Genomic DNA, 24,829 nt, shown 5'->3' on the forward strand with positions numbered 1-24,829 from the left:
TCAATGAACGCATAGAAATTAACAAAGACAATAGCAAATGAATAGAGTAATACCTGAATGGGAAACCCTTAATGATCTAAAACAACCGTTAACAAGCGGTGAAAGGTTCCTGATAGAATTCTTGGACATGAATCTTCAAAAAGATGATGGGTTTATTTATGACAATAAAATACCCAAAAATGAAAACCTGTCAAATTATAAGGGATGGTTAATCTTTGTGCAGCCTTTTTTAAATGGAAGTAGGCCAGATATTGTTTTACTTCATCCTTTTGTCGGTTGTCAAATAATTGAAGTAAAAGATTGGGATTTGATACATTACAGCTACCAAGGACAGTATGAGTTTTGTGTTTCAGATAGGAATGGAACATATTCGATAAAATCTCCGATAAAGCAAGTTGAACATTACAAAGAAAAACTGTCAGGTCAATTGGTTCCGCAGCTAGGTGAAGAATTTGATAAAGACAAAAAAAAATATGGATTACTTAAAACGTCAATATATTTTCACAATGCATCAACCAAAAGCTGCCATGATTTATTTAAACATTTGAGTCTTAACTATGGAGCATTCCCGATTTTTGGAAAGGATTTATTAAGTTCAAATAACTTAAGACAAATAGTGCCCGATAGCTACTTGACTCAAAGTTATTATTGGAAGAGAGAATGGAATCAAGAACTACTTTTTTGGCTAAACCCACCTTTTCATTCCTTAGAACAAACAGTAAAACTAAATTTAAATAAATATCAAAAACTATTCTCTGAACCAACCGAGGGGCATTGTAGAGTAAGAGGTGTTGCGGGAAGCGGAAAAACTCAAGTTCTAGCTTATCGAGCTGGCAAACTTGCTTCACAAGAGAAAACAATCCTTATTCTGTCATTCAATATAACTTTGTGGCATTATATTCGGGATATGGTTCAGAGAAGTCCATTTGAGTTCGGTTGGAAGTCATTTACATTTGGACACTTTCATGGATTCTGCAAAGACATCTTAAATGAGTTCGGAGAAAAATGGCCCAAAGAAGCAGGAGATAGTGAAGCCACTTTTAGGGAAATTGTTCCAAATAAAGTTTTAGAGGTAATTCAACGTGGATACTATGAGAAATACGACGCTATATATATTGATGAAGGACAGGATTATCACATTGAGTGGTATAAAATGTTACAAAGCTTTCTAACTGAGAGAGATGAACTTGTTGTTGTATGCGACAAAAAGCAAAATATTTATGGGCGTAATTTGGATTGGCTTGACAAACGAAGACAAGGGGTTGATAAATTCGGAGATTGGATTGAGTTAAAAACGGTAGTAAGAATGCCTGAAGGTGTTGCGGAAATTACAAAAAGATTTTCCGAAGAGTTTGGCTTAAATCAAGATGTGAGGATTGAGAATATTCAAAGGCCTGACCTTTTTAACCAATATATTGAACATACTGTTTGGGAAAATATTCATGAGTCTGACTGGCTTTCTAAAATTGATAACTCGTATGAAGTTATCAAGAAAAATGCAACTTCAAATCATGCGTCTGATACTGTAATCTTGTTGCCTAATAAGGATTATGGAATTGAATGTGTAAGGCATTTTATAGATAATAAAGGTTTATTGGTCAATCATGTGTTTGAGGATGAAGATGAAAGCAAATATCATCGTCATAAGAAAGCTTTCTGGATGGGGGATGGCAGGTTAAAAATGTCAACAATCCATTCCTTTAAAGGCTGGGAAGTTTTAAACGTAATAATGTTAATCCCATCTGAGTATTATGGGAGTTCTGAGTTGTTTGATAAACAGGTCTACGTTGCAATGACAAGAACAAGACAGAATTTAATTGTATTAAATGCAAATGAAAGGTTTAGGAAATTTGGGGAGGCACTGCCTAAAAGATGGATATAAAAAAGAGATTAAAACGTGATATAGCCAATGAGGGTTTTGCTGGTATGCTTTGGTTGCAGCCCCCTCAACTCCATCCTTAAAAAATTATCCCCACCTTTGTGCTGCAATTTTGAAATGGCATAGCGGGATATGAACTTTATAGCATTTTTAGACAATAAATTGAAACCGCAACTTCATCAGTAATCTAGAACATCGACATGGAAATAAAGAGAGAACTTTTACAGCAAATATGGGACATTATTTCCCAGTCGCGCGATCGGGCAATCCGTTCGGTTGACCATGAGCGGGTTGTAATGTACTGGCAAATCGGCAAGGTAATTTTCGAAGAAGAGCAGCAGGGTGAAGTCCGCGCAGAGTACGGGAGTTTTCTTATCCAATCATTGTCAAGGCAGTTGCAGCCACAGTTTGGAAGCGGATTTTCGGTTAGGCAATTAGAGCGTTATCGCCAATTGTACCGCACATTCCCAATTGCGTCCGCACTGCGGTCGCAATTCAATTGAACCCATTATCGAAATACAACCGCAATCCCCGCCGCATCGTGAGAATTTGTCAGCAGACTAAAACGACTGCATTGGCGTTAAGCCATTTAAAAATAGATCACCTTCGGCGGTTTGCGTTGGGGTGATTGCTAAAAATAACGAAATGAAAAAAGAGATAAAATTGCCTGAATCGATAAGCGAAAGGACAGAGTTCAAGCGGAAATTTACGTTGTGGGAATTGTACCGGTCGTTTGTTTATGCGCCCAGGGCTGTGAGCAAACTTATGGGCAATAAGAAAAGTAAGTTAGTTGATGAGCATTTTGTGGAGCGCTTGCAACTGGCCGTAACGGAAGTAAACGGGTGTGCAGCCTGTTCCTATCAGCACACCAAAATGGCTTTGAGCCAGGGTATGAGCAACGAAGAAATTAGCAGCTTTCTGAGTGGCGGCGGCGACTTTATCAGGCCTGAAGAAGCCAAAGCCATTATGTTTGCCCAGCATTTTGCCGATACGCGGGGGTATCCCACAAAGGATGCCTACGATGTTGTTGTAAAAGAATATGGCGAAAAAGAAGCGCGGATCATTCTTTCGGCCGCACAGATGATGATTGCCGGCAACATGTACGGCATACCGCTGAGCGCTTTTCAGTCGCGCCTCAAAGGAAAGCCTTACAAAGACAGCACGGTGGTTTATGAACTAGGAATGGAGATTGTCGGTTTTCTGATGTTGCCCATAGCCATCATTCATGGCTTCCTGCGAGGTTTGGTAGGTTTGCCAAACGAACGGTTCGACACAACTCCGTCGGAGGAGTAGGATGAAATTGTGGTAAATATCAAAGCAATCTGACCGCGTTACTGACAAGAAAAAATTAATAATCCTATTATAAACAAATCTAAAAAGATAAAAAAATGAGAGACCCGCTTAACATTTCCATCGATTGGACAGAAAAAATGCTGTTCACTGGCACCAACGACAAAACGGAAGCTAAAGTAGCCATCGCGGTGCAAGGTGCTGATGGAGGTAAAAACAATAATGCTACAGGGCCAAAGCATGTATTCCTGCAGGGATTAGCAGCATGTACGGGTGGTGCTGTGCTTTTTCTGTTAGAAAAATTGAGAGCGGAAATGCCCTCAAAGTTTGCCATAGATATTTCAGGAAAACTCACCTCCGAGCACCCGATGTATTTTGAAACCATTGATGTGGTGTATCGTATTGAAGGAAATACGGATGTTAATACGATAAAAAAAGCCATAACAATGAGCGAAGATAAGTACTGTGGTTTGACGTATATGATGCGTCAGGTGTCGAAAGTGAGTATCAGCGTATTGGTAAATGGCCAGACTGTCGAATTGTAATCTGCAGGACTGATAACGGTTGCAGATAATTCGTACCGAATTCTACTGTGCGCTTTGCCTTCGCGACGCATACAAAAATCTATTTCCCGATGAAAGAACCAAAAGACAAAAACCTGTTTGATAAGTCGCGTGAGCATCTTGCTATCGAGCGGACTTTCCTGGCCTGGATACGCACCAGTATTGCCCTGATGGGTTTTGGCTTCGTAATAGTGAGATTCGGTTTATTCCTCAAGCAACTTGCCCTGTTGTTCAATCCCGCCGAATATCCTTCGCAGGTACATTCGTCGGAAGTGGGAGTGGTGATGGTGGCGATAGGTGTTTTACTTGCGTTCATGGCCTTCATCCAGTACCGAAGGCATGAAATACAATTGAGAAGCAATTCGTATTATCCCTCCTCGCTGCTTTTACTTTTTACAACGCTGGTGCTGATAATCGGCGGCGTGCTTTTGATATTCTACCTGCTGTCGACGATTTGATTGGATAGACTTTTTATCGATCTCTTTTATTACAAATTAAGTACGCTATGAAAAGTCCATTTACAATTAAGGAAATGAGCATTGTAAAAGAATGGCGAACGATAAGATCTCGCAAAGACGAATTCAAAGTGTTGCCCTGAGTATTCTCTCTGCAAGAATCCAGATCAAAAACATCTTATTTATTTCTTGCTTTTTAAATTTTCTTACCTTTGTCCGTAACTGGTTTTCAATGGTTCAGCACACATAAAAACATACTGCCATGAAAAAACAAATGCTTCTTTTCGCAATGGCCTTGCTGATGAGTACATCATTGGTTGGGCAGGGATTTATCTCACAGGATAAACAATGGAACGTTCTCCTGACGGCATTTCCTAGTTACGTCGGCACAGAGATATTTAAGATTCAGGGCGATTCCATCGTCGATGGTACCACCTACAGCAAAATTTGGGTTTCGTTTGATTCGCTGGTAAGCTTGCAATTTATGGGGCTGCTGCGCGAAGCCGACAATATTGTGTATTACATGCAGCCCAATCTTACCGAAGGCGTGCTTTACAACTTCAACCTGCAAGTGGGCGAAACCGCCATGGTGCGCAACTTTTTCTGTTATGAATATGATATACCGGTAACGGTTGTCAGTATCGACACCGTGGAGTACTTTGGCGTGGAGCGCCGGCAGTGGCTGCTGCAAAGCGAAGAGCTTTACGACACGTGGGTGGAAGGAATCGGTAGCCTGTCGGGGCCGCTTTATAGCATGTTTAGTATGTGTGTCGTCTGTCCGATGTGGGAACTGCTGTGCTACTACGAAAACGACATCCTGCAATACCGGATGCCCTTCGCCACCACCTGCTACGGCACCAGCGTTGGCATCGACGAACCATCGCCAGGCACAAATATTTCTGTATCACCAAATCCCGTCAGAAGCGGAGAAAATATAACTATACAGGCTCCCGGCGTCTCTGGCTCAATCAGCATTTACGATGTTTTCGGTAAGCTGGTACGCAGCTTTTTAGAAACCGATGCCCCTTCCACCTATGATCTGGCACCGGGGCTTTATTTTGTTACCATCACTACTTTCGATAACAAGAGGATTTCGGTAAAGCTGGTGGTGGAGTAGAAGTTTAACGAATCCTTAATATGCCCTATGTTCAGCTTAGGCTGGTTTCGACAAGCTCAACCACCGCCTAAGCTGCACCTAATTTTGCAGACTGTACTTGCTTTTTCACATTATGGTCAAACAGGGTGTCGCTCCTACGGAGCTTTGCGTTGCCCGATTCTTCCCTCGATCTACCATAATACCACTCCTACGGAGCTGTTTAGTTCATAATTTTATACTTGCAGCGTGCAGCTTGTTCTCAGGCTTTCGAGCGTCCGCCGGTTGGCGGACCTCGAAACGTCAAACCCTACGGGGCTGCGAACCCAGGGTAAACCCGACAACTTCTCTATTTCCTCTTTTTCTCCGGTTTTTCCATTTGCGGCGTCTGGTAATAATCGTCAGCCCGCAGCAGATGATCCAGGTTGGCCAGGCCATATACCATGATAGCGGTAGCAATGGCCGCGTGGTTCTGGTATTCGGGGATGCTTTTGTTGTATTGGTCGCGCTCGGTGTGCCATATTTCGTGATAGCTGAAGTTGTAACCCTTCGGGTCTTCACAGTTGAAACTAATCACTGGCACGCCGGCTACGGCAAATGGGCCGCTGTCGGTGCCCCAGGCTTTAGTGGGGCGCTCCATAGGGTCACGATCGTTTACCGTAAATGGGAAGTCGGGATTGATGGAGTTGATGGGTGCGCAGATGGCTTCAAAATCTTCACGCATATTTGCCGGTACGCTCACGCTCATGGGTACTGTGGGGCCGCCGTCGCGGTTTATCATGTTGGAGATTCGCGCCAGTTTTTCGGGGTTGCGGTCGATCCAACTTTGTGAGCCCCAAAGGCCAAACTCCTCGCCGGCAAAAAGCATTACCAGGATAGTGCGACGCGGCTTTCCTCCGGCCTCCATGATCAGGCGGGCAGCTTCCATGGTGGGCGTAACGCCCGCACCATCGTCGATACCACCTGTAGCTACATCGTAAGCATCCAGGTGAGCGCCCATGATCACGTACTCATCCGGAAACTCCGTGCCTTCTATCACGCCGATTATGTTGTGATATTTCACCGGTCCCATCTTGAAATGGTTGCGGATGTCGAACTCCAGCAGGAAGTAATGCCGCTCTTCGGCCATTTGCCGGATGATGGCATACTGGTGTTCGTCGAGCTTGATATCGGGCACGGTAGGAAGGCTTTCGAAAGTCATCGACATAATATTTTTGCGATCGTAGAGCACGCGGATCGGAATTTTGGCTGATTGTATGATTCCCAAAATGCCGGCCTCGCGCATTTCTTTGTAAAATAGTGCCGGTTCTTCTATGAGCTGGATCAGTTCCTTTTCGGGGAGCCCGGCTTCGCGTGCCTCGCGGTTCGCCCGGCGGATCACACTGTTTTGCTCGTTGATATCGTCATTCACCAGTTTTATCGAGTCGCGGCGTGAGTCACCGGCTGCCGACCAGTCGATAGGCCAGCCACTACTTTCGCCGCCAATGAGCACCCAGGCGCCGTTGAGGCGTTTCTTCATTCTGTCGAACTCGCGCTGGTTGGCAGGCTCGATCACCACGTGACCGCGCTGCACGCCTTTGGTTCCTGAAGTATAGCTGGGTGTGGCAAAGTGCAGGTGCATGCCGTTGTCGGAGAGCATGCGGCCAAACCACGGCCCGCGGTTGAAACCAACCGGCACCTCGCCGGCCTCGTCCTTGATCACCTCCATGCCCCAATTTTCGAATTTATAGGTAGCCCATTCGGCAGCATTTTCAAAAGCATCCGAGCCTACCAGCCGTCCGCCAAAACGATTGCAAAGCACGTCGAGGTGTTGCATGGTTTGGTTGTCGGTTTTTCCGATTTCGATGATGCGCTCCACCACGTTGTTCGTTTGGCCGTAGCCTGTGAGCATAGCGCCCATCAACAATAAAATCATCAATCTTCTTTTCATTATTATTTTAGTTTTTGTATTAATGGTTTCTTTAGAGATACCTGGAAGAAACCGATAAATTATGGTTTATTGAGTTTAAAATGTACTTCCTATCGTCCATTATTATCATTCAAAAATCTGTACACCGTCTGTGAAACAAATTTCTCACCCGGCTTCAACACTACCGACGGAAAGTCGGGATGGTTGGGCGAGTCGGGAAAATGTTGCGTTTCGAGACACAAAGCATCGTGCTGAGCATACACGGCGCCCTGTTTTCCTTGATCGTTATCCAGCGTGTTTCCGGCATAAAACTGAATGCCCGGCTGGTCGGTGTATACTTCGAGCAGGCGTCCGCTTTGTGGTCCCCACAGACGAGCGGCAAGTTGTAGTGCGCTATCGTGTTTGTTTTTGAGCACCCAGGTATGGTCGTAGCCGCCCGGCACCTTTGCTATTCGTTCGCCGATAACATGCGGATGCCGGAAATCCATCGGCGTGCCTTCCACAGGTTTTATCTCACCTGTTGGCACCAGCGCCTGATCTATCGGCAGATAAGCATCGCCGTTAATTTGTAGCTTGTGGGCGAGCATAGAGCCGCTGTTGTGGCCGTCCAGATTAAAATAGCTGTGATGCGTCAGGTTGACGATTGTGGGCGAATTGGTGGTTGCTGCATAATCAATCTTTAGCTCGTTGCGGTTGGTCAGCGTGTAAGTTACCTGCACCCGCAGGTTTCCGGGATAACCTTCGTCGCCGTCGGGGCTGGTAAGCGTAAGCACCACTCCGGCGCTGTCGGCAAAGATGAAATCTTCGGCTTGCCACACCTTTTTATTAAAGCCTACGACGCCGCCATGCAGATGGTCGGAGCCGGCGTTGTTCGCCAACTGATGTTTCTTTCCGTCAAGTGTATAATTGCCCTGTGAAATCCTGTTGGTGCAGCGTCCCACCAACGCGCCAAAATAGTTTCTACCGGCAGCATATTCGGCCAGGCTGTCGTAGCCAGTAACCACATCGGCAAGTTTCCCCTTTGCATCGGGAACCCACAGATGCGTTATGGTGCCGCCGTAGGTGATCAGCTCAACCGTAATATTGTCGCTGTTGCGGATGGTGTAGCTGTAAACTTGTTGACCATCGGTTTCATCGTAAATTTTTTTTGTTAATTCCATGACGTTTTCTGCTATTTGTTGTTTTTGGTTTCCGCCACAGCTCAAAAGTAAAACGGGCAAAACCAGTATTATCAGGTTTTTAATCATCGGCATTTTTCTCTAAAATATTTCGTCGCATAGCGAAAAGGCAAAAGTAGTATCTTGCGGCGTTTTTTTCGTACTAATATCCTTTTCATTTTAACATAAAAAAACTATGACAGCTGAAGTAGGATTTTCGTTTTGGGATTACGCGATATTCATTGCTTATGCCATCATTATCATGAGCATCGGATTGTTTGTGTCGCGAAAGAAAAAAGGTCACGAACGCAATGCGGAAGATTATTTCCTGGCTGGCAAGTCGCTGCCCTGGTGGGCTATCGGCGCTTCGCTGATCGCAGCCAACATCTCCGCCGAACAAATGATCGGCATGTCGGGATCGGGCATGGCGGTGGGTTTGGCCATCGCATCCTACGAGTGGATGGCAGCCCTGACGCTTATAATCGTTGGGAAGTACTTCCTGCCGATCTTCATCGAAAAAGGCCTTTACACCATCCCCGAGTTTATCGAAAAACGTTTCAGCACAAACCTAAAAACCATCCTGGCCATTTTCTGGATTGCGCTTTTTATCTTTGTCAACCTTACCACTGTACTTTTTCTGGGTGGCAAAGCCATCGATACCATTTTGGGCAACGGCGACGGGAGCATGATCTTTCCGGCCATCGTTGGGTTGGCATGTTTTGCAGCAGCATATTCTATTTATGGAGGATTGGCAGCGGTGGCCTGGACCGACGTTGTACAGGTGGCGCTGCTTGTAATTGGCGGTTTTATTACTACCATCATCGCGCTGAACCACGTAACGCCCGACGGTGGTATCGTCGACGGATTTCAGCACATCTACGCCACTGCCTCCGATAAGTTCCACATGATCATCAGCCGCGACAACCCGGAGTTTGTTAATCTTCCGGGAATCGCCATGCTCATCGGCGGCTTGTGGGTGGCAAATCTTTATTACTGGGGTTTTAATCAGTACATCATCCAGCGCACGCTTGCCGCCAAAAGTCTGCGTGAAGCACAGCGCGGTATTGTCTTTGCCGCTTTTCTTAAACTCATTGTGCCGCTTTTTGTGGTAATCCCCGGCATCATCGTTTGGGTAATGTATTCGCAACCCGAAGGCACCGCCATCATCAGCGGCATCACCGATACTTTTGCCAAAGCCGATGGCTCGATGAACTACGACAAAGCCTATCCCTGGCTTATCGGAACCTTTATTCCCTCAGGTCTAAAAGGACTGGTGGTGGCAGCGCTGGCAGCAGCTATCGTATCTTCGCTGGCTTCCATGGTCAACTCCACTTCTACCATTTTCACCATGGATATTTACAAACCCTATCTCGAAAACAAAAAAGCCAAAAACAAAGATGTCGCCATTGGCCGTATTTCAGGAGGCGTAGCTTTACTTATCGCAATATTCGTGGCGCCCATGCTTGGCAATATCGAGCAGGCTTTCCAGTACATTCAGGAATATACCGGACTGGTGAGTCCAGGTATCCTGGCGGTATTCATGATGGGTTTGTTTTATAAAAAAGCTACCAACCGTGGCGCTATTACAGGCATCCTGGTTTCAATACCGGTGGCGCTTGCGCTTAAACTAACGCCGTCGCTCGAATTGCCCTGGCTCGATCAAATGTTTTATACTTTCCTTATCACCATGACGGTGATTGCTATGGTAAGTCTTTCGACCAATAAGTTCGACGACGACCCCAAAGGAATCGTGCTGACCAATAAGACGTTTATTACCGGAAAGGCTTTTAACCTGGCGGCTTATGCTGTCCTTCTGATTTTGGTAGTACTGTATGCTATTTTTTGGTAAGATTGGTTTTGAGATGGGAGCAGACAGATAGAATTTATCTTTTCAGTGATTATTCTAGTTGCTGCATTATCTAAAGGTTTGCCGTGAATTCATTCCATACGGGACGAGATTTTGACTGCACTCCTTTTTTCACCCATGTTTTCACAAGGCTTTTTATCAAAATTAAAAAAGGAGAAAGTATTGTTTTCAAATAAAAATTAATACAACAATCAATAATTTTTACATCTCCTTACACCTGCGGTGAAAGGCCTGAAAAGGTTTGGTAAGTTCAACGATAATGGCGTCCTTTGTAGTGCTATAAATGCAAGATTATTAACAAGTTCACACAAATATTTAATTACTTAAATTTGATTCCAATGGATCTAAAAAAATTCATGATTGACCTGGAAAAAAGACATCCGGGTGAAATGGAATATCTTCAGGCAGTGCAAGAAGTACTCGAGACACTCGAAGATGTTTTGAAAGAAAACCCCCAATTTGAAAGCGCAGGCATCGTCAAGCGTATTGTGGAGCCCGATCGCATTCTCACCTTCAAGATTCCATGGGTTGACGACAACGGACAAGTACAGGTAAACCTTGGTTATCGCATTCAATTCAACAACGCCATTGGACCATACAAAGGTGGCATGCGTTTCCACCCGAGTGTGAACCTTAGTATCCTGAAGTTTTTAGGTTTTGAACAAACCTTCAAAAATAGCCTCTCCACGTTGCCTATGGGCGGTGGAAAAGGCGGTTCTGATTTTAATGGAAAAGGTAAATCAGATGGTGAAATTATGCGTTTCTGCCAGTCGTTGATGCTGGAGATGTGGCGTATCATTGGACCCGAAACTGACGTTCCTGCCGGCGATATTGGCGTAGGTGGCCGTGAGATTGGGTTTATGTATGGTATGTACCGGAAACTGGCTCAGGAGAATACAGGTGTATTCACCGGCAAAGGACGCAACTGGGGCGGAAGCCTTATTCGTCCGGAAGCTACCGGCTATGGTGCTATTTATTTTGTTGAAGAAATGCTTGCAACAAAGAATGATACCATAAAAGGCAAAACTGTAGCTATTTCTGGTTTTGGTAACGTAGCATGGGGTGCTGCTTCAAAAGCAACCGAACTTGGTGCTAAAGTAGTTACAATTTCTGGCCCTGACGGTTACATATATGACGAAGCTGGTATTTCCGGCGAGAAAATCGACTATATGTTAGAGTTAAGATCTTCAAACAATGACGTTGTTGCTCCTTATGCTGAAAAGTTTAAAGGTTCTAAATTCTTTGCAGGAAAACGTCCATGGGAAGTAAAATGCGATATCGCTTGTCCTTGTGCTACACAAAACGAATTACGTGGCGAAGATGCAAAACAATTGGTTGATAATGGAACCATGCTTGTTGCTGAAGTTTCAAACATGGGTTGCAGACCTGAGGCTATCGAAGTATTTCTGAAAAGTAAAATATTATTCGGACCTGGTAAAGCTGTCAATGCTGGTGGTGTATCCACTTCAGGTCTCGAAATGTCGCAAAACTCGATGAAGTACAGCTGGACAAGTGAAGAAGTTGATGCCAAGCTGCACCAAATTATGAAAGATATTCATGAGCAGTGCGTTATCAACGGCAAACAAGCCGATGGTTACATCAACTACGTAAAAGGCGCCAACGTGGCCGGCTTCCTCAAAGTTGCCAACGCTATGGTTGACCAGGGCGTGGTATAACATATCAAATGACAATACTGAACAAGTATTTGTGAGTCATAGTTTAAATTTTTATTAGGTTAAAACCTCTGTCGATCCGGCAGAGGTTTTTTTTGTGCTCCCGGGAAGAGTTTTGAACTGATAATGTTTTAATAAGGATGGGAAATCAATCCACTCTCTCACCACTCGCTACTTTAGCTGAATTAATCTTTCGACTTTTGTCGTAGAATATTTTCCCTACTCTGTCGATATGTTCGATCAAATCAGCATTAGAAATGGTGCTTTTTAGTGAAAGGTCTATTTTGTATGGTAAGAGGAGGTCGTCCAGTTCATTTTCTAATTTCAAAAGTTGTCGAAAAGAAAGGTCTCCAATCAGGGTCAAATCAATGTCTGAATTATATCTGTAGGTGTTTTTGGCTCTTGAACCATAAATGATAGCCAAATCTATTTCAGGATACTTTTCAAAGCATTGGTCAATAGCTGCAATTTGTTCTGATTTTAAACCAAACATTTTCAGATGTCTTCATTGCTCATCATTCAATTTTTTATGAATCTTATTCACTTCATTGACAGACAATTTCAACGTCATTGTGGCGGCTTTTGTTGTAAAACTATATTTTTATCACTTCTTTGGGTTTCGTCACTCATCGCTCATTTCTCATCTCTTCTTTCTTCCTGCTATTTCCATTTTATTAATAATTTAGCTTCTTATTTTAAAAAAGTAATTCGCTATGCTTGATCAATTGAAACTTGAAGATGTTCTTTTCCTTGATATCGAAACGGTATCACAGCATGCCGAATATGGCGAGCTGCCAGAGTCGACACGAAAACTATGGGATAAAAAGGCGGGATATTTAAAACGGGAAGCCGAAGAAACTCCCGAAAGTCTTTATGGTCGAGCCGGCATCTACGCGGAGTTTGGGAAGATTATCTGTATCTCTACAGGTTTTATCCATGGTGATAATTTTCGCATCAAATCATTTTTCGGTGACGATGAAAAAATCCTCCTCAATGAATTTGGTCAGATGCTCAACCGGCACTATTGCAAGCAGCATCATCTGCTATGCGGGCACAACGCCAAAGAGTTCGACTTCCCGTACATCGCGCGACGCATGCTGATCAATGGGCTGGAGCTGCCCAAAATCCTGAAGCTTTATGGCAAGAAACCCTGGGAGATTCAGCATCTCGACACGATGGACTTGTGGCGCTTTGGCGATTATAAAAATTATACCTCACTCAATTTGCTTACCACCATCTTTGGCATACCAAGCCCCAAAGACGATCTGGATGGCAGCATGGTGGGCGACACTTATTGGAAAGACAAAGACTTGCCACGCATCGTCAACTATTGCCAGAAAGATACTCTGGCGGTAGCGCAACTGCTGCTCAGACTAATGGGACGCCCGCTCATAAATCCCGACGATGTGGTGATATCTGATGAGATATCTAAAGACTCATGAATGCAGATAATAAATCTCAATAGCAAAAATTCAAATAGTCAAACCACTTCGTAAAATTGTGAATTGTCTTTTAGAATTTATTTGTGGTGTATTTTATTGAGATTTAGAATTTGTTTCTATCCGCCAAACGCAGTTTTCAGATCATCCAGCCGTTGTGAAACATCTTCCCAGTTGATCACTTCAAAAAACGCGTCGAGGTATTCCGCCCTTTTATTTTGATATTTCAAATAATAGGCGTGTTCCCACACATCCACCACCAGCAGCGGGTAGGTGATCCATTGTGAGTGGTTTTGGTGTTTCTCGGCCTGCAGCACTACCAGTTTGTCAGTGTGGGGCTGATATCCCAGAATACCCCATCCGGAGCCTTCTACACTTTTGGAAGCCGACTTATAAAGGTTGGAAAATTTGTCGAATGAGCCAAAATCATTGGCAATTTGCTGTTCGAGGGTTTTGCTGCGCTTGCCTTGTCTGGGGCTCATGTTGTTCCAAAAAATGGTATGCAGAAAATGGCCACTTCCGTGAAATGCCAGCTCGCTCTCCCAATGTTTGATGAGAGTAAAGTCGTTGTCGGCGATGGCAGATTTAATTTTTTCGGTGGCTTTGTTAAGACCTTTTACGTAGCCATTGTGGTGGATGTCGTGGTGCAGGCGCATGGTCTGCTCGTCGATATGTGGTTCCAGTGCGTCGTAGGCATAGGGGAGAGGTGCCAGCACATATTCGCCCTGGCTGTTGATCAGGTCCTGTTTCAGAAAATCTTCGGTACGCGGGGTGCCGGCAGCAAACGCCGGTGTGCCAAACAATCCTGCAGCACCGAGCACGGCACCTGTCTTGAGAAAATCACGTTTGTTCATCTTTTTCATAATAAGCGCTTTTTACGTTTGTGCTTTTAAAAACATTGCTGTAAGTGTTTTGTTTAAACGCGCCCTCTGTAGCAACCGGCAAGTAATGGATGGTTAGTGAAGCATGGAAAATTAATCCATCATGTTTGCGTTTGCAACTAAAACAGCCAACTGCTATGAGTTCTTACATCCGAAAATTAATTGATCAGGGCGAACACCAGCAGCAGGATTTCAAGTTTGAAATTTCCGACAGCAAGAAAATTGCCCGCTCCCTGGCAGCCTTTTCCAATACCGATGGAGGGCGTCTGTTGGTGGGCGTTAAAGATAACGGGGTGATAGCCGGTGTGCGCTCCGAGGAGGAATATTACATGGTGGAGGCCGCTGCACAGATGTATTGCAAGCCGGAGGTAAAATTCAAAATGAAAGAATGGAATGTGGATGGAAAAACCGTTCTGGAAATCGATATTCCCAAAAATAAAGCGGATGGCCCTTTTTCCGCTCCCGACAAAGAAGGCAAGTGGAAGGTGTATATTCGTGTAAACGACCAAAATCTGCTGGCAAGCACGGTGCTGATGAAGGTGTGGAAAAACGAAAAACGCACCACCGGCATCCTGATACGGTATACCGACAAGGAGAAAATCCTGCTCGATTTTCTTAATAAAAACAATGAGATTACTTTGTCGAAATTCCGTAAAATTGCAGGCATCTCGCGCAAAGTGGCTGAAAAGGTTTTGGCTGATCTGATTATTCTGCAGATCATCGATATGACAATCACCGAAAAAACGATTTTTTATAGTCTTTCCACAGTCTTTGCCAACCAGAGTGAGGAACGCTAAGGCCAGACTCAGGTTTAGAGATAGCGCCTGACGCGTTGCCGGTAGCTTTGGTAGCTTTGCCCAAACTTAGCTTCGAGAAACCTTTCTTCGTTAAGGATAATTTTGTGGTGGATGATGATGCCTGCAATGGCTGCAACAACCATCGGCAAGTAAGGCTTGTACAGCACTGCCGCTATCGAAAGCATGTATAAGCCCAGATACATCGGATTGCGGCTCAGGCTATAAACACCTTTGGTTTGCAGCGGGATGTCATCGTTTTTGGGTAGCGCCATCTTGGTGTATTTACCCATTTTAATCAGCGAAAAGATTAAAAATAGTATGGCTTCGAACGCGATAAAAATCGCCAGCCACTCCAGCCACAGAGGTGATGTATGAGGCGGCTTTAGCCATCCAATTGCAACCATCGGCAGATATATTATCGGTAGCATGATTAGGGTTTTCCCGGTGATTTGCCAAAAGCCGTTGATGGTGGATCTTCCGTAGCCCTCGCGTCCGCTGATAGCAATCTGCACCAGCACTGCCGTGAAAATAACGCCCAGGATGCCATAAAGCACCAGGATAACAATTGTAGAAAGCCGCATTTTTTTAGTTAAAAGATTTTTTAAGTGTTTCTACCCAACGGCTGATGCGCTCCGGGGTGAGCGCCGACTGGTTTACCTCGTCGATGGCCAGGCCGACAAACTGGTCGTTTTTTAGCGCCAGCGAAATATCAAAATTGTATCCCTGGGTGTTTGTAAAGCCGATGATGGTGGCTTTGTTGGCCAACTTATGATACAGTATTCCCAACCCGTTCAAAAAGCTACTGCTCCACTCCACCTGGTCGCCCACGCCAAAGAGCGCTATCTTTTTTCCTGATAAGTTGATCTTGTGCAGTTGCCGGGCAAAGGTTTCCCAGTCTTCCTGCATCTCGCCCACGCCCCAGGTAGAGGTGCCCAGAATTAGATTTTGAAAGCTCTCCAAGTCGCCAATTGAAGCATTTTCGATATTGATGACCTGCGAATGCTCATCGCCAAAAGCGGCTCCGATGCGTTCGGCAATTTTGCGGGTGAAGCCCAATGTGGAGCCATAAAAAATTCCAACTTTTTCCATAATCTTCTGTTTCTTTTTTACCAAACACTCCCCTGTGATTTTTGTTTCTAATCCGGAAGTTTAAAACATCCTGCATCTTACAGAGGATGCCGGTAAAATATTTTGTGTTCTGATTTTATAAAATGGTTGCCAAAAATAGAACATTTCTTACAGACCAGGCAGATTGGTTGTCGGGTTATCAGGTTGTTGTTTTGAACCTTCTTTGTCTTAAAACATTTATAGTCGCATTGATTTTTTATTTTAAATTCCACTTTAACAATGATACCTAAAAAATACCACGATCTGCGCAGCGAATATCTGCACCAGCAACTCGACGAGCAATCCGTTATGGGAAATCCTTTTGATCAGTTTGCTGTGTGGATGGATCAGGCGGTACAAGCTGAGATTCTGCATCCTACTGCCATGCTTTTGGCTACTGTGGGTCGCGATGGGCAGCCGTCGTGCCGGGTAGTGTTGCTCAAAGAGGTTAATGAAAAGGGATTTGTTTTCTTCACACATTACGACAGCCACAAAGGCCGGCAGCTTGGCGGAAATTCTAAAGTGGCGCTTACCTTTTTTTGGAAAGAAACCGAGCGCCAGATTCGTATTGAGGGGTCGGCAGAAAAGGTGGATGAAAAAGTTTCCGACGAATATTTTGTTTCGCGGCCTTACGAAAGCCGCCTGAGTGCTGCAGCCTCACCACAAAGCAGTGTCATTAGCAGCCGCCAGGAGTTGGAGCAGCAGCGCGAAGCTATTCGCGCAAAGTATCCCGATGGCAACATCCCGCGCCCGAAGAATTGGGGTGGTTATTTGATAATTCCCGACAATATTGAATTTTGGCAGGGCCGCGAAAACCGGCTCCACGACCGCATCGTTTATCAACGCACCGATGGTGGCTGGAAAATCCACCGGTTGGCACCGTGATAGGAATTTGCAGCGGATGGGTTTGGACGAGGCTGCGCCTTGTCTGTAGATGCAGCTTAGGCTCTGGCGGTGGTTGAGCGTCGGTTGGTGAGCGTAGTCGAACCAAGTCGAAACCAGCCTAAGCTGAACGCATCCAAGGCATGAGAAATTGAACACTGAAAATCAGCATCTATCTTTCAAAATCATATTCAATAAAAAAAACCGCCGGATTTCTCCAACGGTCTTCTTTAGAAATATTTTTAAAAATATCTTTATTCTATCACCAGGCGGCGGGTGGTAAGCCCGGCCTCGGTTTTTATCTGAATAAAATACATTCCTGCTTTGAGCGCAGCGGTATTAATATTTACGAAAGTATTATTCACCACAAGTTTTTGCAGAAGCTGTCCTGTAATGCTTACAACGGCAACTGATTCAATGGTTGAATTGCTGATCACATTTACCTGGTCGTTCGCCGGATTTGGATAAATCCGTAGAACTGAACTCTGTTGCTTATCGCCGATGCCGGTGACGATGGCATTAAACTCAGAGGTTTCACTCGTTAAAAACTCCCCGCCATCTTTAATTATTACACCGTCGGAGTCGGTAAGTTTGTAATATCCGTCACCATGGTTGCAGCACATTCCGTCGCCGTATGAATCGTACATAACAAAAGCGTAGCAGGCGCCTTCTTCAATTTCAAAAGTTTCATTGTAAACGGTATTGTTGCCATAGCCACTTCCCGAAAACAACATGGTTCCTGCGTTGTCGAAAAGTTTCCATGAAGTTTCGTAGCCAGAGTTGTCAGTTTTAAACTCCAGATTGATGGTGAGGGAGGTGGAAACTGGTGGGATAAATTCTGCAGAACCTGTGTTGTTGTCCGGGTTTTCGTCTTCCTCGCCATTGGGCAAACTTACCACCACATTCACTGTATTGTTTGCTTCAGGAATAAAACTGATGGTGGACAGCTCAACGGGTTCCCGCATCAGGGGATCCAGGTTACCACTCCATTGGTACGTTTCAATTGTACCTTCGTTGATGCTGTAGTCGATTTGCAAAGAAGTGAGCATTTGATTGCCTCTGTTTTCGATGATCACTTTAGCTTCCACCTCGTTACCACAAACGATTTCCGGAACAATTACCTGTGACACACTGGCGTCGTTCTCGTTATTAAGTCCGGTGAGTATCGGGATAGCACTTGTTCCACTTTCGATTTCCTGGGTAGTTTCGGTAACAAACGCCACCAGCGAGAAATTGGCAAGGCTAACAATCACACCATTATAGGCTGCAGGGATGGTGTAGGTATAGTTGAGATCGATAAAACTGCCGGTAGATGTGGTAGTAATTTCTTCGCCCCACTGTCCGGTGATAAGATGCCGCAGCATGTGTTGGTGTGAGTAGTTGCCATTGGGCAGCATAAAGTCGGGGTTGAAGTTAGCTCCGCCATTTTGTGGGCCTTCCACATTGCTTTCGAGCAGTGCTATATTGATAAAGTTAGTAGTTTCGGGGCTGTCGCCGGTATAGTAAATTTCGACGTGTACGTTGAGTTCGTTGGTGTTCACGTCGAGGGTAGCCTCGGCACCTAGATTCACATAAGAAATTTCGCTGAGCACCGTATCGGTAGCAGTACCCCAGTTGGGACGGCTCATAGCAGTCCCGGAGCCTTGTGACAAACCACTGAAGAGATGGCGGTTGACAGTTGCTGCCGGATAACCCACCAGGCCAGTCTGGGCAACAAGTGCATCACCAAATGGTGTTCTGAAGTCGGGCTCGCTTGCGTTGGGAGCAGCAAAGCTGCCCTGGTGTATGTTGATGGGGAAGAAATCGTCGGGATGCTCCAGCATTATTTCATGCGCCACACGATGGCCATCAGGGCAAAAAACACAATGTATTCCGGTATAATCTTCAAGCACCACTTTGCGATTTTCCGGATCGGTGCTAACGATGGTAGGCTCGGGGCCAGTGGGGCAATCTTTGGGCTGGCAGCCGGCATTGAGGATAGGTTGGATGACGGCTTGTGGATTGGGGATGGGATAGATGTCCCGGTTGATAATCTGATGATTGGGAGCAATGAGTATTACGGTGGGATAGGCCGGAATACCGTAGGCAGCGCACACCGCATTTCCGCTACCCTCGATGCCGCTCACAGTAGGATATTCCACGCCAAACTGCTCATCGAAGGCAATACATTGTGCATCGGTGTTATTGAAGTCCATTGCGATAAAAAACACATCGCCGGAGTTACAGCCAAAGTTGATGTAAGCGGCATTGATATGTGGAGCAGACTGCTGGCAGGGGCCGCAGGTGGTAAAAAAGAAGTCGATAAGCACATGCTGTCCGCCATCCAGGATATCGAACAGGTTGATTACATCGCCTTCTACGGTAGTCACGGTAAAGTCGACGGCCTCGTAAAGCGGTGTCTGGGCTTTCATCTGTGTGCAAACCCCGATTATTACAAGTAAAATAAAGAGTAGCTTTTTCATCAAAATAGTAGGTTTAGTAAATAATAATTATCAAAAATAATTTAATATTCACAGGTAATCAGAAACTTGATGGAAATCGCTTCAAGAAAATCTACGAATTTCTTACAAGTTACACTTGATCATTTATCAACTAGAATTTAAATGAATCACAAACACATTTGAATCACTGTGAGCTGTTTCGGTAAGTCGGAATTAATTTCATCAAAAATAAAAAATATTTGGTTTGTTCACTGTTTACTGCAGAAATTATTATAGGTTTGTAACACAATTCAAATTCATGTAGAAATAAATTAATTTTTAAACCTATGAAAAATTTACGTTTAATTTCCTTTGCAATGCTGCTGCTGCTTATGGGTGGCTTGGTAACCTTTTCATCCTGTAAAAAAGATGATGATGATTCGCCGTCAAAAACCAAGATGATCTCCGGCAAGAAGTTTTTTGCCAAGGCTATGAAGATCGAACCTGGCGTTTCCACACCAGGGGGCGTCACCATTACCGATCTCTATCCGTTTTTGCTGGATTGTGTAAAAGACAATTACACCACTTTTAGCGAAAACGGAACTTTTATCGATGATGAAGGCGCCACCAAGTGTGAACCTGGTGATCCGCAAACTATAAATGGCACATGGGAATTTATGAACGATGAAACGCAGCTTAAACAGACTTATGGCAATGAGTATCAAATTTATAATATTGTTGAACTCACCAATAGTGTGCTGAAATTATCCTTTTCTCAACTTGAAGACTTTGAATTTGGCGATGGAGAGCAGCTTTATAAAGTAACTCTTGAATTTGAGGCACGGTAGAATTTTTAATCAAATCGTTTGATAAATCTATTCTGATATCTTTAACCTAATAATTTAACTTTCATGAAAAAAAATGTTTATAGTTCATTATTAATGATGGCACTGGTTGCTATGATAGCCATGCCCATGATGCAAAGCTGCAAATCGTCGAAGAAGGCCTCCAAACCTGCGGGCGAAGAAGCCATTTCGATGTACTGCTCAGGTCCTGAATATTTCAGCGACAGCAAGTACTTCAGAGCCAATAATGTGGGCGAAAGTACAAACCAAAGCTTGGCCAAGAAAAAAGCCATGAGCAATGTCCGTCTGGATTTGGCTTCCGCAATCGAGACACGCGTAAAAGCTGTTATCGACAATTATTTTTCGAGCTACACCACGGAAGCGGGCATCGAAGACCGCGTGCGCTACGAAGGTTTGTCGCGCGAGGTGGTCAACCAGGAGCTTACTGGTATCCGCACTATTTGCGAGCAATTCACCAAAACCAAAGAGGGCACCTACAAAGCTTATGTAGCTGTTGAACTGGCCGGCGATGAAATCCTCAATGGCATGCAAAAACGTATCGCCGACGACGAAAAACTCAAAATCGACTTCCAGTATGAGAAGTTCAAAAAAGAGTTTGAAAAGGAGATGGATAATTTTAAAAAGCAATAATTTTCTTTCATCATCACTGCCTTGACATGCCGACCTGTGCAAGGACGGCTGTCAGGGCAGTTTTGTTTTTATTAAAATGAAAAAACTGCTGCTTTTCGTTGCGTTTGTTGGCTCAGGGTTTTTGCTGTGGGGTCAAGCGCCCGACAAGCAGCAGGTGGAGCGAGCCTATGAATCGTTTCAAAAAAACTTTCGCTCCGGGCAGCAGCCTGATCAACCTTCCAATCGGTTTCGTGGTAGCGTAGTGCCGTTGCAGCCTATGGTTTCACTGCCGGCATGGTTTTTTACACCTGCTGCCGCATCACAATATATCGGCATTTCCGATGCTCTGCCCGACAGCACCACAGCTCACCAGCAAGCTATTATGCGGGCTTTGGCAGTGGCCGCTTTCGCTAATGGGTGCACTGTAAAAAACATCAGCGACAATTATTATATCGATCATGGAGGACGGAAGACCCTGGGTAAATTCAACTCGTTTACCAGCCTCACTTCTCGCGGAGAATTAAACTATGAAGTTTTACAAACTTTTATAAGCGCCAACGGCGAGGCTATTGTGCTGCTGCAGGTAAGCTACAACGATACTGGCACGACACCGATAGAGAGTCATCTGGAGCTTTTTCAATCGGAGACAGACGACAACCTCCTGACCCGATTGACGTTCGACATCTCTACCGACACCATGCAAAAGCTTCCGGCGCAAGCCTCGTGGTTGCTCAAAGAAAATGATACGCGATCCGACATCAGTTCGATTCTCGACAATGTGCCACAGGTACTTCCAATGGCGCGCTACCGCTATTGCAGTGACATCCAGCTTCCTGAACCTACGGCCGACGAATATACTTTTGATCTTACCAACGGCTTGTGGTATGGCTATATCAATGCGCTGGCAGTTAATCTGGAACAGATGCAGGTTTTTAGCTCACAGGTAAAATACCTCGACGAAGATTCTAATAACCAGTTTCAGAATCTGACAAGAATCGTTTACCACGAAAAGATTGCTTTTGATCTTCACGGAGTCACCATCAGCAACAATCATTTAAGCTTGATTTTGGAGAAAACCAATGCTTCTGCATCTTTCTGATCATGATGTAAAACCATTAATTTTGTTGTCACAACTAAAAAAACCTTGCGATGAAAACAAAAATTTTATATCCAGCTTTTCTTTGTCTTTTGATGGCATCGACAGCCTGCCCTTTGCGGGCACAGACATTTGAAGAATATAAGCGTCAGCAGCAGGAGCAGATGCAGCAATACAAACAGGAACAGGCTCAACAGCTTGCCGCAATGGCGGCGCAATTTACCGAATACGTAAATCAGCAGGATGCTGCTTACAGCAATTATCTAAAGCAGCGGTGGGAGGAATTTCAGGCGTTTCGTGGGGTGGCACCTCCGCAGGATCCTAAGCCCGAAGAAGCGCCCGTTTATACGCCAGATCAGCGCCCGGAGCCTCCCCGATCCATTCCCGTTAAGGTTCCTGAAGACATCAAAAAGGAGCCTGGAACGCCCCAGTTTATCAAGCCGCGCATCGTAAAGCCGGAGCCGCCAAAATCTGATTTGCCTCAGATCGACTATATGTTTTACGGCGTACCTGTGATGCTCTCTTATGATGCAGCCATTGCCGGAGCTGACGTGGCAATACCCATCAATGAAAACGCCGTGGCTACTTATTTCGATCGGATGAGCCAGACCAACTACAACCAGTTGCTTTCGCAGATTTACGCATACAGCGAGATGATGAATCTCAATGACTGGGGAACTTATATGCTTACCAAAAAGTTGGCAGAGCAGCTTACCAGCGACGTCAACAACCAGCGACTCCTCACCTGGTATTTGCTCGTGCGCGCCGGCTACAAAGCAAAAGTGGCTTTCGCCGATAATCAGATATTTCTGCTGTTGCCCATAAGCAATGAGGTGTATGATGTGAGTTATTTCACCATCAACAACCAAAAATTTTATCTGATGGATGCTGCGGCGACCACTGTTTTTACCTACGGAAAAGATTATCCGGAATCGCAAAAAACCATTAGCCTCGATCTTGAGCGTGCCGTTGATCCGGGTACAAAACCCAAGGAACGCATCATCAATTTTTCGTACGACGGCCAATCCTACAATCTCCCGCTTAGCTACAACCAGCACGCTATCGACTTTTATACCGACATTCCATTGGCTGAAATGCGGATCTATTTTGATGCCATGGTTTCGCCCGAAGCCAAAACGTCGATAGCAGCAGCTTTTGCACCGATTATTCAGGGGCTTGATGAGCTGCAGGCCGTGTCTTTGTTATTGCATTTTGTGCAAACGGGCTTTGCCTACCAAACCGACGATGAGCAGTTTGGACACGAGAAGTTTTTCTTTGCCGAAGAGGTGTTTTATTATCCCTATTGCGATTGCGAAGATCGCTCGGTACTTTTCGCCTATCTCGTAAAAAGTCTGGTGGGATTGGAAGTTGTCGGGTTGAATTATCCCGGTCACATGGCCGTGGCGGTAAATTTTTCTCAACACGTCGATGGCAATTATGTGATGGTTGACGATAAAAAGTTCGTGGTAGCCGATCCCACTTATATCAATGCTCCTGTTGGTTTGGCCATGCCTGAATTTGCTGGTGTATTACCCGTGGTAATTCCCATTAACAGCAGCTTCTTTATCGGTCAGCAGAATGATGCGTTGTGGCAGGAGGTGCTTGCTGCAGGCGGAAACCGTGGAGACAACAAGCATGATATGATTCTCAATAGCGATGGATCGCAACTGGTGGCAGGATATTTTGCGCAGACGTTTCGCATGGGTGTTGTCCAGGTTGAAGCCGGCGGGCAGCCTGCAATGTTTGTCATGAAAACTGATAAAGATCACCAGCCGCTTTGGTTTAGCTGCAGCCAAGGTGCCGGTATGGCCATGGCTACCGGCCTTACCACTGACGATAGAAACAACATTTACGTGGCAGGAACTTATGGTGGTGAGATGGAGATAGAAGGGCACAACATCAATAGCAACCCGGATGCAGCGGACGTTTTCGTAGCTGCCTATACACCGACCGGTAAATTGAAGTGGTTGCAAAAGGCCAACATCGATACGGCAAACCTGCAAGGCGTCGCAACAAATCAGAGGCTCTCTTATTTAATTCGTTTTAACAAAGAAGGTAAAGCAATTGGTAATGAAGTTTTTCCGGGCACCAGCGATTTTGACAACTTTGGCATTTTTATAACCGATGCAGGAGAGGTAGCCGTGACCGGAGTTTTTGGCGAAACCACCGGAATGAACATCGCCACCGCTTCTTATGCTTCCATCACCGACTTTAATGCCGTGCAGGCACTCAAAAGCGAAAACGACCGACTGATCGATGAGCGATACGAAAAAACCATTGCAGGATTATTTGCAGTGGTAACGGTGGTGCAGAATAAAGGTATGGTGATTCCAGGAATTCAGGCACAAGAAGCTATCGATAAATATAACCCGGGGTTCAAAAGTAAGAATCCGCAGATTTATAAAATGATTTCCAGAATTCAATTTATCGAAAACCAGCAGGGCATCATCACGCTGAAAACCGATAACGGGAAAGATATTACTATAGATATGATGCGCGTGAGCAATGATGCCCGCCTCAAAGTGGTGATGCTCGATTCGGGTGATGCACGTCTCGATGTGCTCTCGGGTATCAAGGTGGGAAAAGCCATCTGGTGGTACAATTTGAATAACATCATGCTTTACAAAGCCAGCGGCGACCTGCTGTTCGACTACGACAGAGACCATGCGCAGGCGCGCAAAAATTTGAAAAAGGATATTTTGTATTAAGGATCGTTGTGGTGAGAAAATCAGAAATTACCGCTTAGATACAGATTTATCACAGCTATCAAACAGCGAAACCGATTTAGGAGGAACCGGATGTGGGAAAACCGCTCGTTTGGGTCTGTGGGGGAGTGGCAAGGTAAC

The 24,829-nt window shown here is 45.0% G+C and carries 22 protein-coding genes; 15 read left to right on the forward strand and 7 right to left on the reverse strand.

The genetic code is table 11. The features are described from left to right. Window positions 1-37: 37 nt before the first annotated feature. The 6 genes from VFC92_10650 (at window position 38) to VFC92_10675 (ending at window position 5,304) form a co-directional block, all read left to right on the forward strand. Window positions 38-1,882 (forward strand): UvrD-helicase domain-containing protein, encoded by a 1,845-nt coding sequence (locus VFC92_10650; GenBank protein HZK08647.1) that lies wholly within the window; start codon window positions 38-40, stop codon window positions 1,880-1,882. A 197-nt stretch (window positions 1,883-2,079) separates the two neighbouring features. Continuing rightward, a complete protein-coding gene (locus VFC92_10655) occupies window positions 2,080-2,382 on the forward strand; it encodes a DUF1016 N-terminal domain-containing protein (GenBank protein HZK08648.1) in 303 nt (100 codons plus the stop codon). A gap of 142 nt (window positions 2,383-2,524) precedes the next feature. Next, entirely contained in the window at window positions 2,525-3,172 is a 648-nt protein-coding gene (locus VFC92_10660) for a carboxymuconolactone decarboxylase family protein (GenBank protein ID HZK08649.1), read from the forward strand. A 95-nt stretch (window positions 3,173-3,267) separates the two neighbouring features. Continuing rightward, a complete protein-coding gene (locus VFC92_10665; GenBank protein ID HZK08650.1) occupies window positions 3,268-3,714 on the forward strand; it encodes an OsmC family protein in 447 nt (148 codons plus the stop codon). An 89-nt stretch (window positions 3,715-3,803) separates the two neighbouring features. Next, on the forward strand, window positions 3,804-4,190 hold the full coding sequence (locus VFC92_10670; protein HZK08651.1) for a DUF202 domain-containing protein: 387 nt from the start codon (window positions 3,804-3,806) through the stop codon (window positions 4,188-4,190). 259 nt (window positions 4,191-4,449) lie between these two features. Continuing rightward, window positions 4,450-5,304, forward strand: coding sequence for a T9SS type A sorting domain-containing protein (locus VFC92_10675; GenBank protein HZK08652.1), 855 nt, complete (start codon window positions 4,450-4,452; stop codon window positions 5,302-5,304). A gap of 325 nt (window positions 5,305-5,629) precedes the next feature. Here VFC92_10675 and VFC92_10680 read toward each other — a convergent pair whose 3' ends face one another. Then, entirely contained in the window at window positions 5,630-7,210 is a 1,581-nt protein-coding gene (locus tag VFC92_10680) for a M28 family peptidase (protein ID HZK08653.1), read from the reverse strand. A gap of 89 nt (window positions 7,211-7,299) precedes the next feature. Next, window positions 7,300-8,349 carry an aldose epimerase family protein gene (locus VFC92_10685; GenBank protein ID HZK08654.1) on the reverse strand — a complete coding sequence of 350 codons (1,050 nt, stop codon included), beginning with the start codon at window positions 8,347-8,349 and terminating at the stop codon, window positions 7,300-7,302. Window positions 8,350-8,542: 193 nt separating this feature from the next. Here VFC92_10685 and VFC92_10690 point away from each other — a divergent pair, with 193 nt between their 5' ends. Then, window positions 8,543-10,195 (forward strand): sodium/sugar symporter, encoded by a 1,653-nt coding sequence (locus VFC92_10690; GenBank protein HZK08655.1) that lies wholly within the window; start codon window positions 8,543-8,545, stop codon window positions 10,193-10,195. A gap of 356 nt (window positions 10,196-10,551) precedes the next feature. Continuing rightward, complete coding sequence (gene gdhA / locus VFC92_10695; protein HZK08656.1) at window positions 10,552-11,889, forward strand: NADP-specific glutamate dehydrogenase; 1,338 nt, start codon at window positions 10,552-10,554, stop codon at window positions 11,887-11,889. A 145-nt stretch (window positions 11,890-12,034) separates the two neighbouring features. On the opposite strand, the gene VFC92_10700 is transcribed toward gdhA, so the two are convergent. Then, window positions 12,035-12,379, reverse strand: a complete 345-nt coding sequence (locus tag VFC92_10700; GenBank protein HZK08657.1) for a nucleotidyltransferase domain-containing protein — start codon at window positions 12,377-12,379, stop codon at window positions 12,035-12,037. 220 nt (window positions 12,380-12,599) lie between these two features. Here VFC92_10700 and VFC92_10705 point away from each other — a divergent pair, with 220 nt between their 5' ends. Next, complete coding sequence (locus VFC92_10705) at window positions 12,600-13,328, forward strand: 3'-5' exonuclease (GenBank protein HZK08658.1); 729 nt, start codon at window positions 12,600-12,602, stop codon at window positions 13,326-13,328. Window positions 13,329-13,444: 116 nt separating this feature from the next. Here VFC92_10705 and VFC92_10710 read toward each other — a convergent pair whose 3' ends face one another. Further along, a complete protein-coding gene (locus VFC92_10710; GenBank protein ID HZK08659.1) occupies window positions 13,445-14,188 on the reverse strand; it encodes a Fe-Mn family superoxide dismutase in 744 nt (247 codons plus the stop codon). A gap of 155 nt (window positions 14,189-14,343) precedes the next feature. On the opposite strand from VFC92_10710, the gene VFC92_10715 reads away from it, so the two are divergent. Next, window positions 14,344-15,003, forward strand: a complete 660-nt coding sequence (locus VFC92_10715) for an ATP-binding protein (GenBank protein HZK08660.1) — start codon at window positions 14,344-14,346, stop codon at window positions 15,001-15,003. A gap of 14 nt (window positions 15,004-15,017) precedes the next feature. On the opposite strand, the gene VFC92_10720 is transcribed toward VFC92_10715, so the two are convergent. Beyond that, complete coding sequence (locus VFC92_10720) at window positions 15,018-15,584, reverse strand: isoprenylcysteine carboxylmethyltransferase family protein (protein HZK08661.1); 567 nt, start codon at window positions 15,582-15,584, stop codon at window positions 15,018-15,020. A 4-nt stretch (window positions 15,585-15,588) separates the two neighbouring features. Continuing rightward, entirely contained in the window at window positions 15,589-16,092 is a 504-nt protein-coding gene (locus VFC92_10725) for a flavodoxin (GenBank protein ID HZK08662.1), read from the reverse strand. A 258-nt stretch (window positions 16,093-16,350) separates the two neighbouring features. On the opposite strand from VFC92_10725, the gene pdxH reads away from it, so the two are divergent. Beyond that, a complete protein-coding gene (gene pdxH / locus VFC92_10730) occupies window positions 16,351-16,995 on the forward strand; it encodes a pyridoxamine 5'-phosphate oxidase (GenBank protein HZK08663.1) in 645 nt (214 codons plus the stop codon). Between the two features lie 251 nt (window positions 16,996-17,246). Here pdxH and VFC92_10735 read toward each other — a convergent pair whose 3' ends face one another. Beyond that, window positions 17,247-19,454: an Omp28-related outer membrane protein gene (locus VFC92_10735; GenBank protein HZK08664.1), complete on the reverse strand. Its 2,208-nt coding sequence runs from the start codon at window positions 19,452-19,454 to the stop codon at window positions 17,247-17,249. A gap of 305 nt (window positions 19,455-19,759) precedes the next feature. On the opposite strand from VFC92_10735, the gene VFC92_10740 reads away from it, so the two are divergent. The 4 genes from VFC92_10740 to VFC92_10755 all read left to right on the forward strand — a co-directional run bounded on the left by VFC92_10740 (window position 19,760) and on the right by VFC92_10755 (window position 24,691). Then, a complete protein-coding gene (locus tag VFC92_10740; GenBank protein HZK08665.1) occupies window positions 19,760-20,260 on the forward strand; it encodes a lipocalin family protein in 501 nt (166 codons plus the stop codon). A 63-nt stretch (window positions 20,261-20,323) separates the two neighbouring features. After that, window positions 20,324-20,908, forward strand: a complete 585-nt coding sequence (locus tag VFC92_10745) for a hypothetical protein (GenBank protein HZK08666.1) — start codon at window positions 20,324-20,326, stop codon at window positions 20,906-20,908. A 76-nt stretch (window positions 20,909-20,984) separates the two neighbouring features. After that, window positions 20,985-21,986, forward strand: coding sequence for a hypothetical protein (locus VFC92_10750; protein HZK08667.1), 1,002 nt, complete (start codon window positions 20,985-20,987; stop codon window positions 21,984-21,986). A gap of 50 nt (window positions 21,987-22,036) precedes the next feature. Beyond that, complete coding sequence (locus tag VFC92_10755; protein HZK08668.1) at window positions 22,037-24,691, forward strand: hypothetical protein; 2,655 nt, start codon at window positions 22,037-22,039, stop codon at window positions 24,689-24,691. Window positions 24,692-24,829 lie beyond the last annotated feature (138 nt).

Source organism: Bacteroidales bacterium (assembly GCA_035647615.1).
In the GTDB taxonomy this organism is placed as follows: Bacteria; Bacteroidota; Bacteroidia; order Bacteroidales; family 4484-276; genus SABY01.

Coding starts and splice junctions, on each gene's coding strand:
- VFC92_10650 (HZK08647.1), top strand. CDS start 38: ATGAATAGAGTAATACCTGAATGGGAAACCCTTAATGATCTAAAACAA.
- VFC92_10655 (HZK08648.1), top strand. CDS start 2,080: ATGGAAATAAAGAGAGAACTTTTACAGCAAATATGGGACATTATTTCC.
- VFC92_10660 (HZK08649.1), top strand. CDS start 2,525: ATGAAAAAAGAGATAAAATTGCCTGAATCGATAAGCGAAAGGACAGAG.
- VFC92_10665 (HZK08650.1), top strand. CDS start 3,268: ATGAGAGACCCGCTTAACATTTCCATCGATTGGACAGAAAAAATGCTG.
- VFC92_10670 (HZK08651.1), top strand. CDS start 3,804: ATGAAAGAACCAAAAGACAAAAACCTGTTTGATAAGTCGCGTGAGCAT.
- VFC92_10675 (HZK08652.1), top strand. CDS start 4,450: ATGAAAAAACAAATGCTTCTTTTCGCAATGGCCTTGCTGATGAGTACA.
- VFC92_10680 (HZK08653.1), bottom strand. CDS start 7,210: ATGAAAAGAAGATTGATGATTTTATTGTTGATGGGCGCTATGCTCACA.
- VFC92_10685 (HZK08654.1), bottom strand. CDS start 8,349: ATGGAATTAACAAAAAAAATTTACGATGAAACCGATGGTCAACAAGTT.
- VFC92_10690 (HZK08655.1), top strand. CDS start 8,543: ATGACAGCTGAAGTAGGATTTTCGTTTTGGGATTACGCGATATTCATT.
- gdhA (HZK08656.1), top strand. CDS start 10,552: ATGGATCTAAAAAAATTCATGATTGACCTGGAAAAAAGACATCCGGGT.
- VFC92_10700 (HZK08657.1), bottom strand. CDS start 12,379: ATGTTTGGTTTAAAATCAGAACAAATTGCAGCTATTGACCAATGCTTT.
- VFC92_10705 (HZK08658.1), top strand. CDS start 12,600: ATGCTTGATCAATTGAAACTTGAAGATGTTCTTTTCCTTGATATCGAA.
- VFC92_10710 (HZK08659.1), bottom strand. CDS start 14,188: ATGAAAAAGATGAACAAACGTGATTTTCTCAAGACAGGTGCCGTGCTC.
- VFC92_10715 (HZK08660.1), top strand. CDS start 14,344: ATGAGTTCTTACATCCGAAAATTAATTGATCAGGGCGAACACCAGCAG.
- VFC92_10720 (HZK08661.1), bottom strand. CDS start 15,584: ATGCGGCTTTCTACAATTGTTATCCTGGTGCTTTATGGCATCCTGGGC.
- VFC92_10725 (HZK08662.1), bottom strand. CDS start 16,092: ATGGAAAAAGTTGGAATTTTTTATGGCTCCACATTGGGCTTCACCCGC.
- pdxH (HZK08663.1), top strand. CDS start 16,351: ATGATACCTAAAAAATACCACGATCTGCGCAGCGAATATCTGCACCAG.
- VFC92_10735 (HZK08664.1), bottom strand. CDS start 19,454: ATGAAAAAGCTACTCTTTATTTTACTTGTAATAATCGGGGTTTGCACA.
- VFC92_10740 (HZK08665.1), top strand. CDS start 19,760: ATGAAAAATTTACGTTTAATTTCCTTTGCAATGCTGCTGCTGCTTATG.
- VFC92_10745 (HZK08666.1), top strand. CDS start 20,324: ATGAAAAAAAATGTTTATAGTTCATTATTAATGATGGCACTGGTTGCT.
- VFC92_10750 (HZK08667.1), top strand. CDS start 20,985: ATGAAAAAACTGCTGCTTTTCGTTGCGTTTGTTGGCTCAGGGTTTTTG.
- VFC92_10755 (HZK08668.1), top strand. CDS start 22,037: ATGAAAACAAAAATTTTATATCCAGCTTTTCTTTGTCTTTTGATGGCA.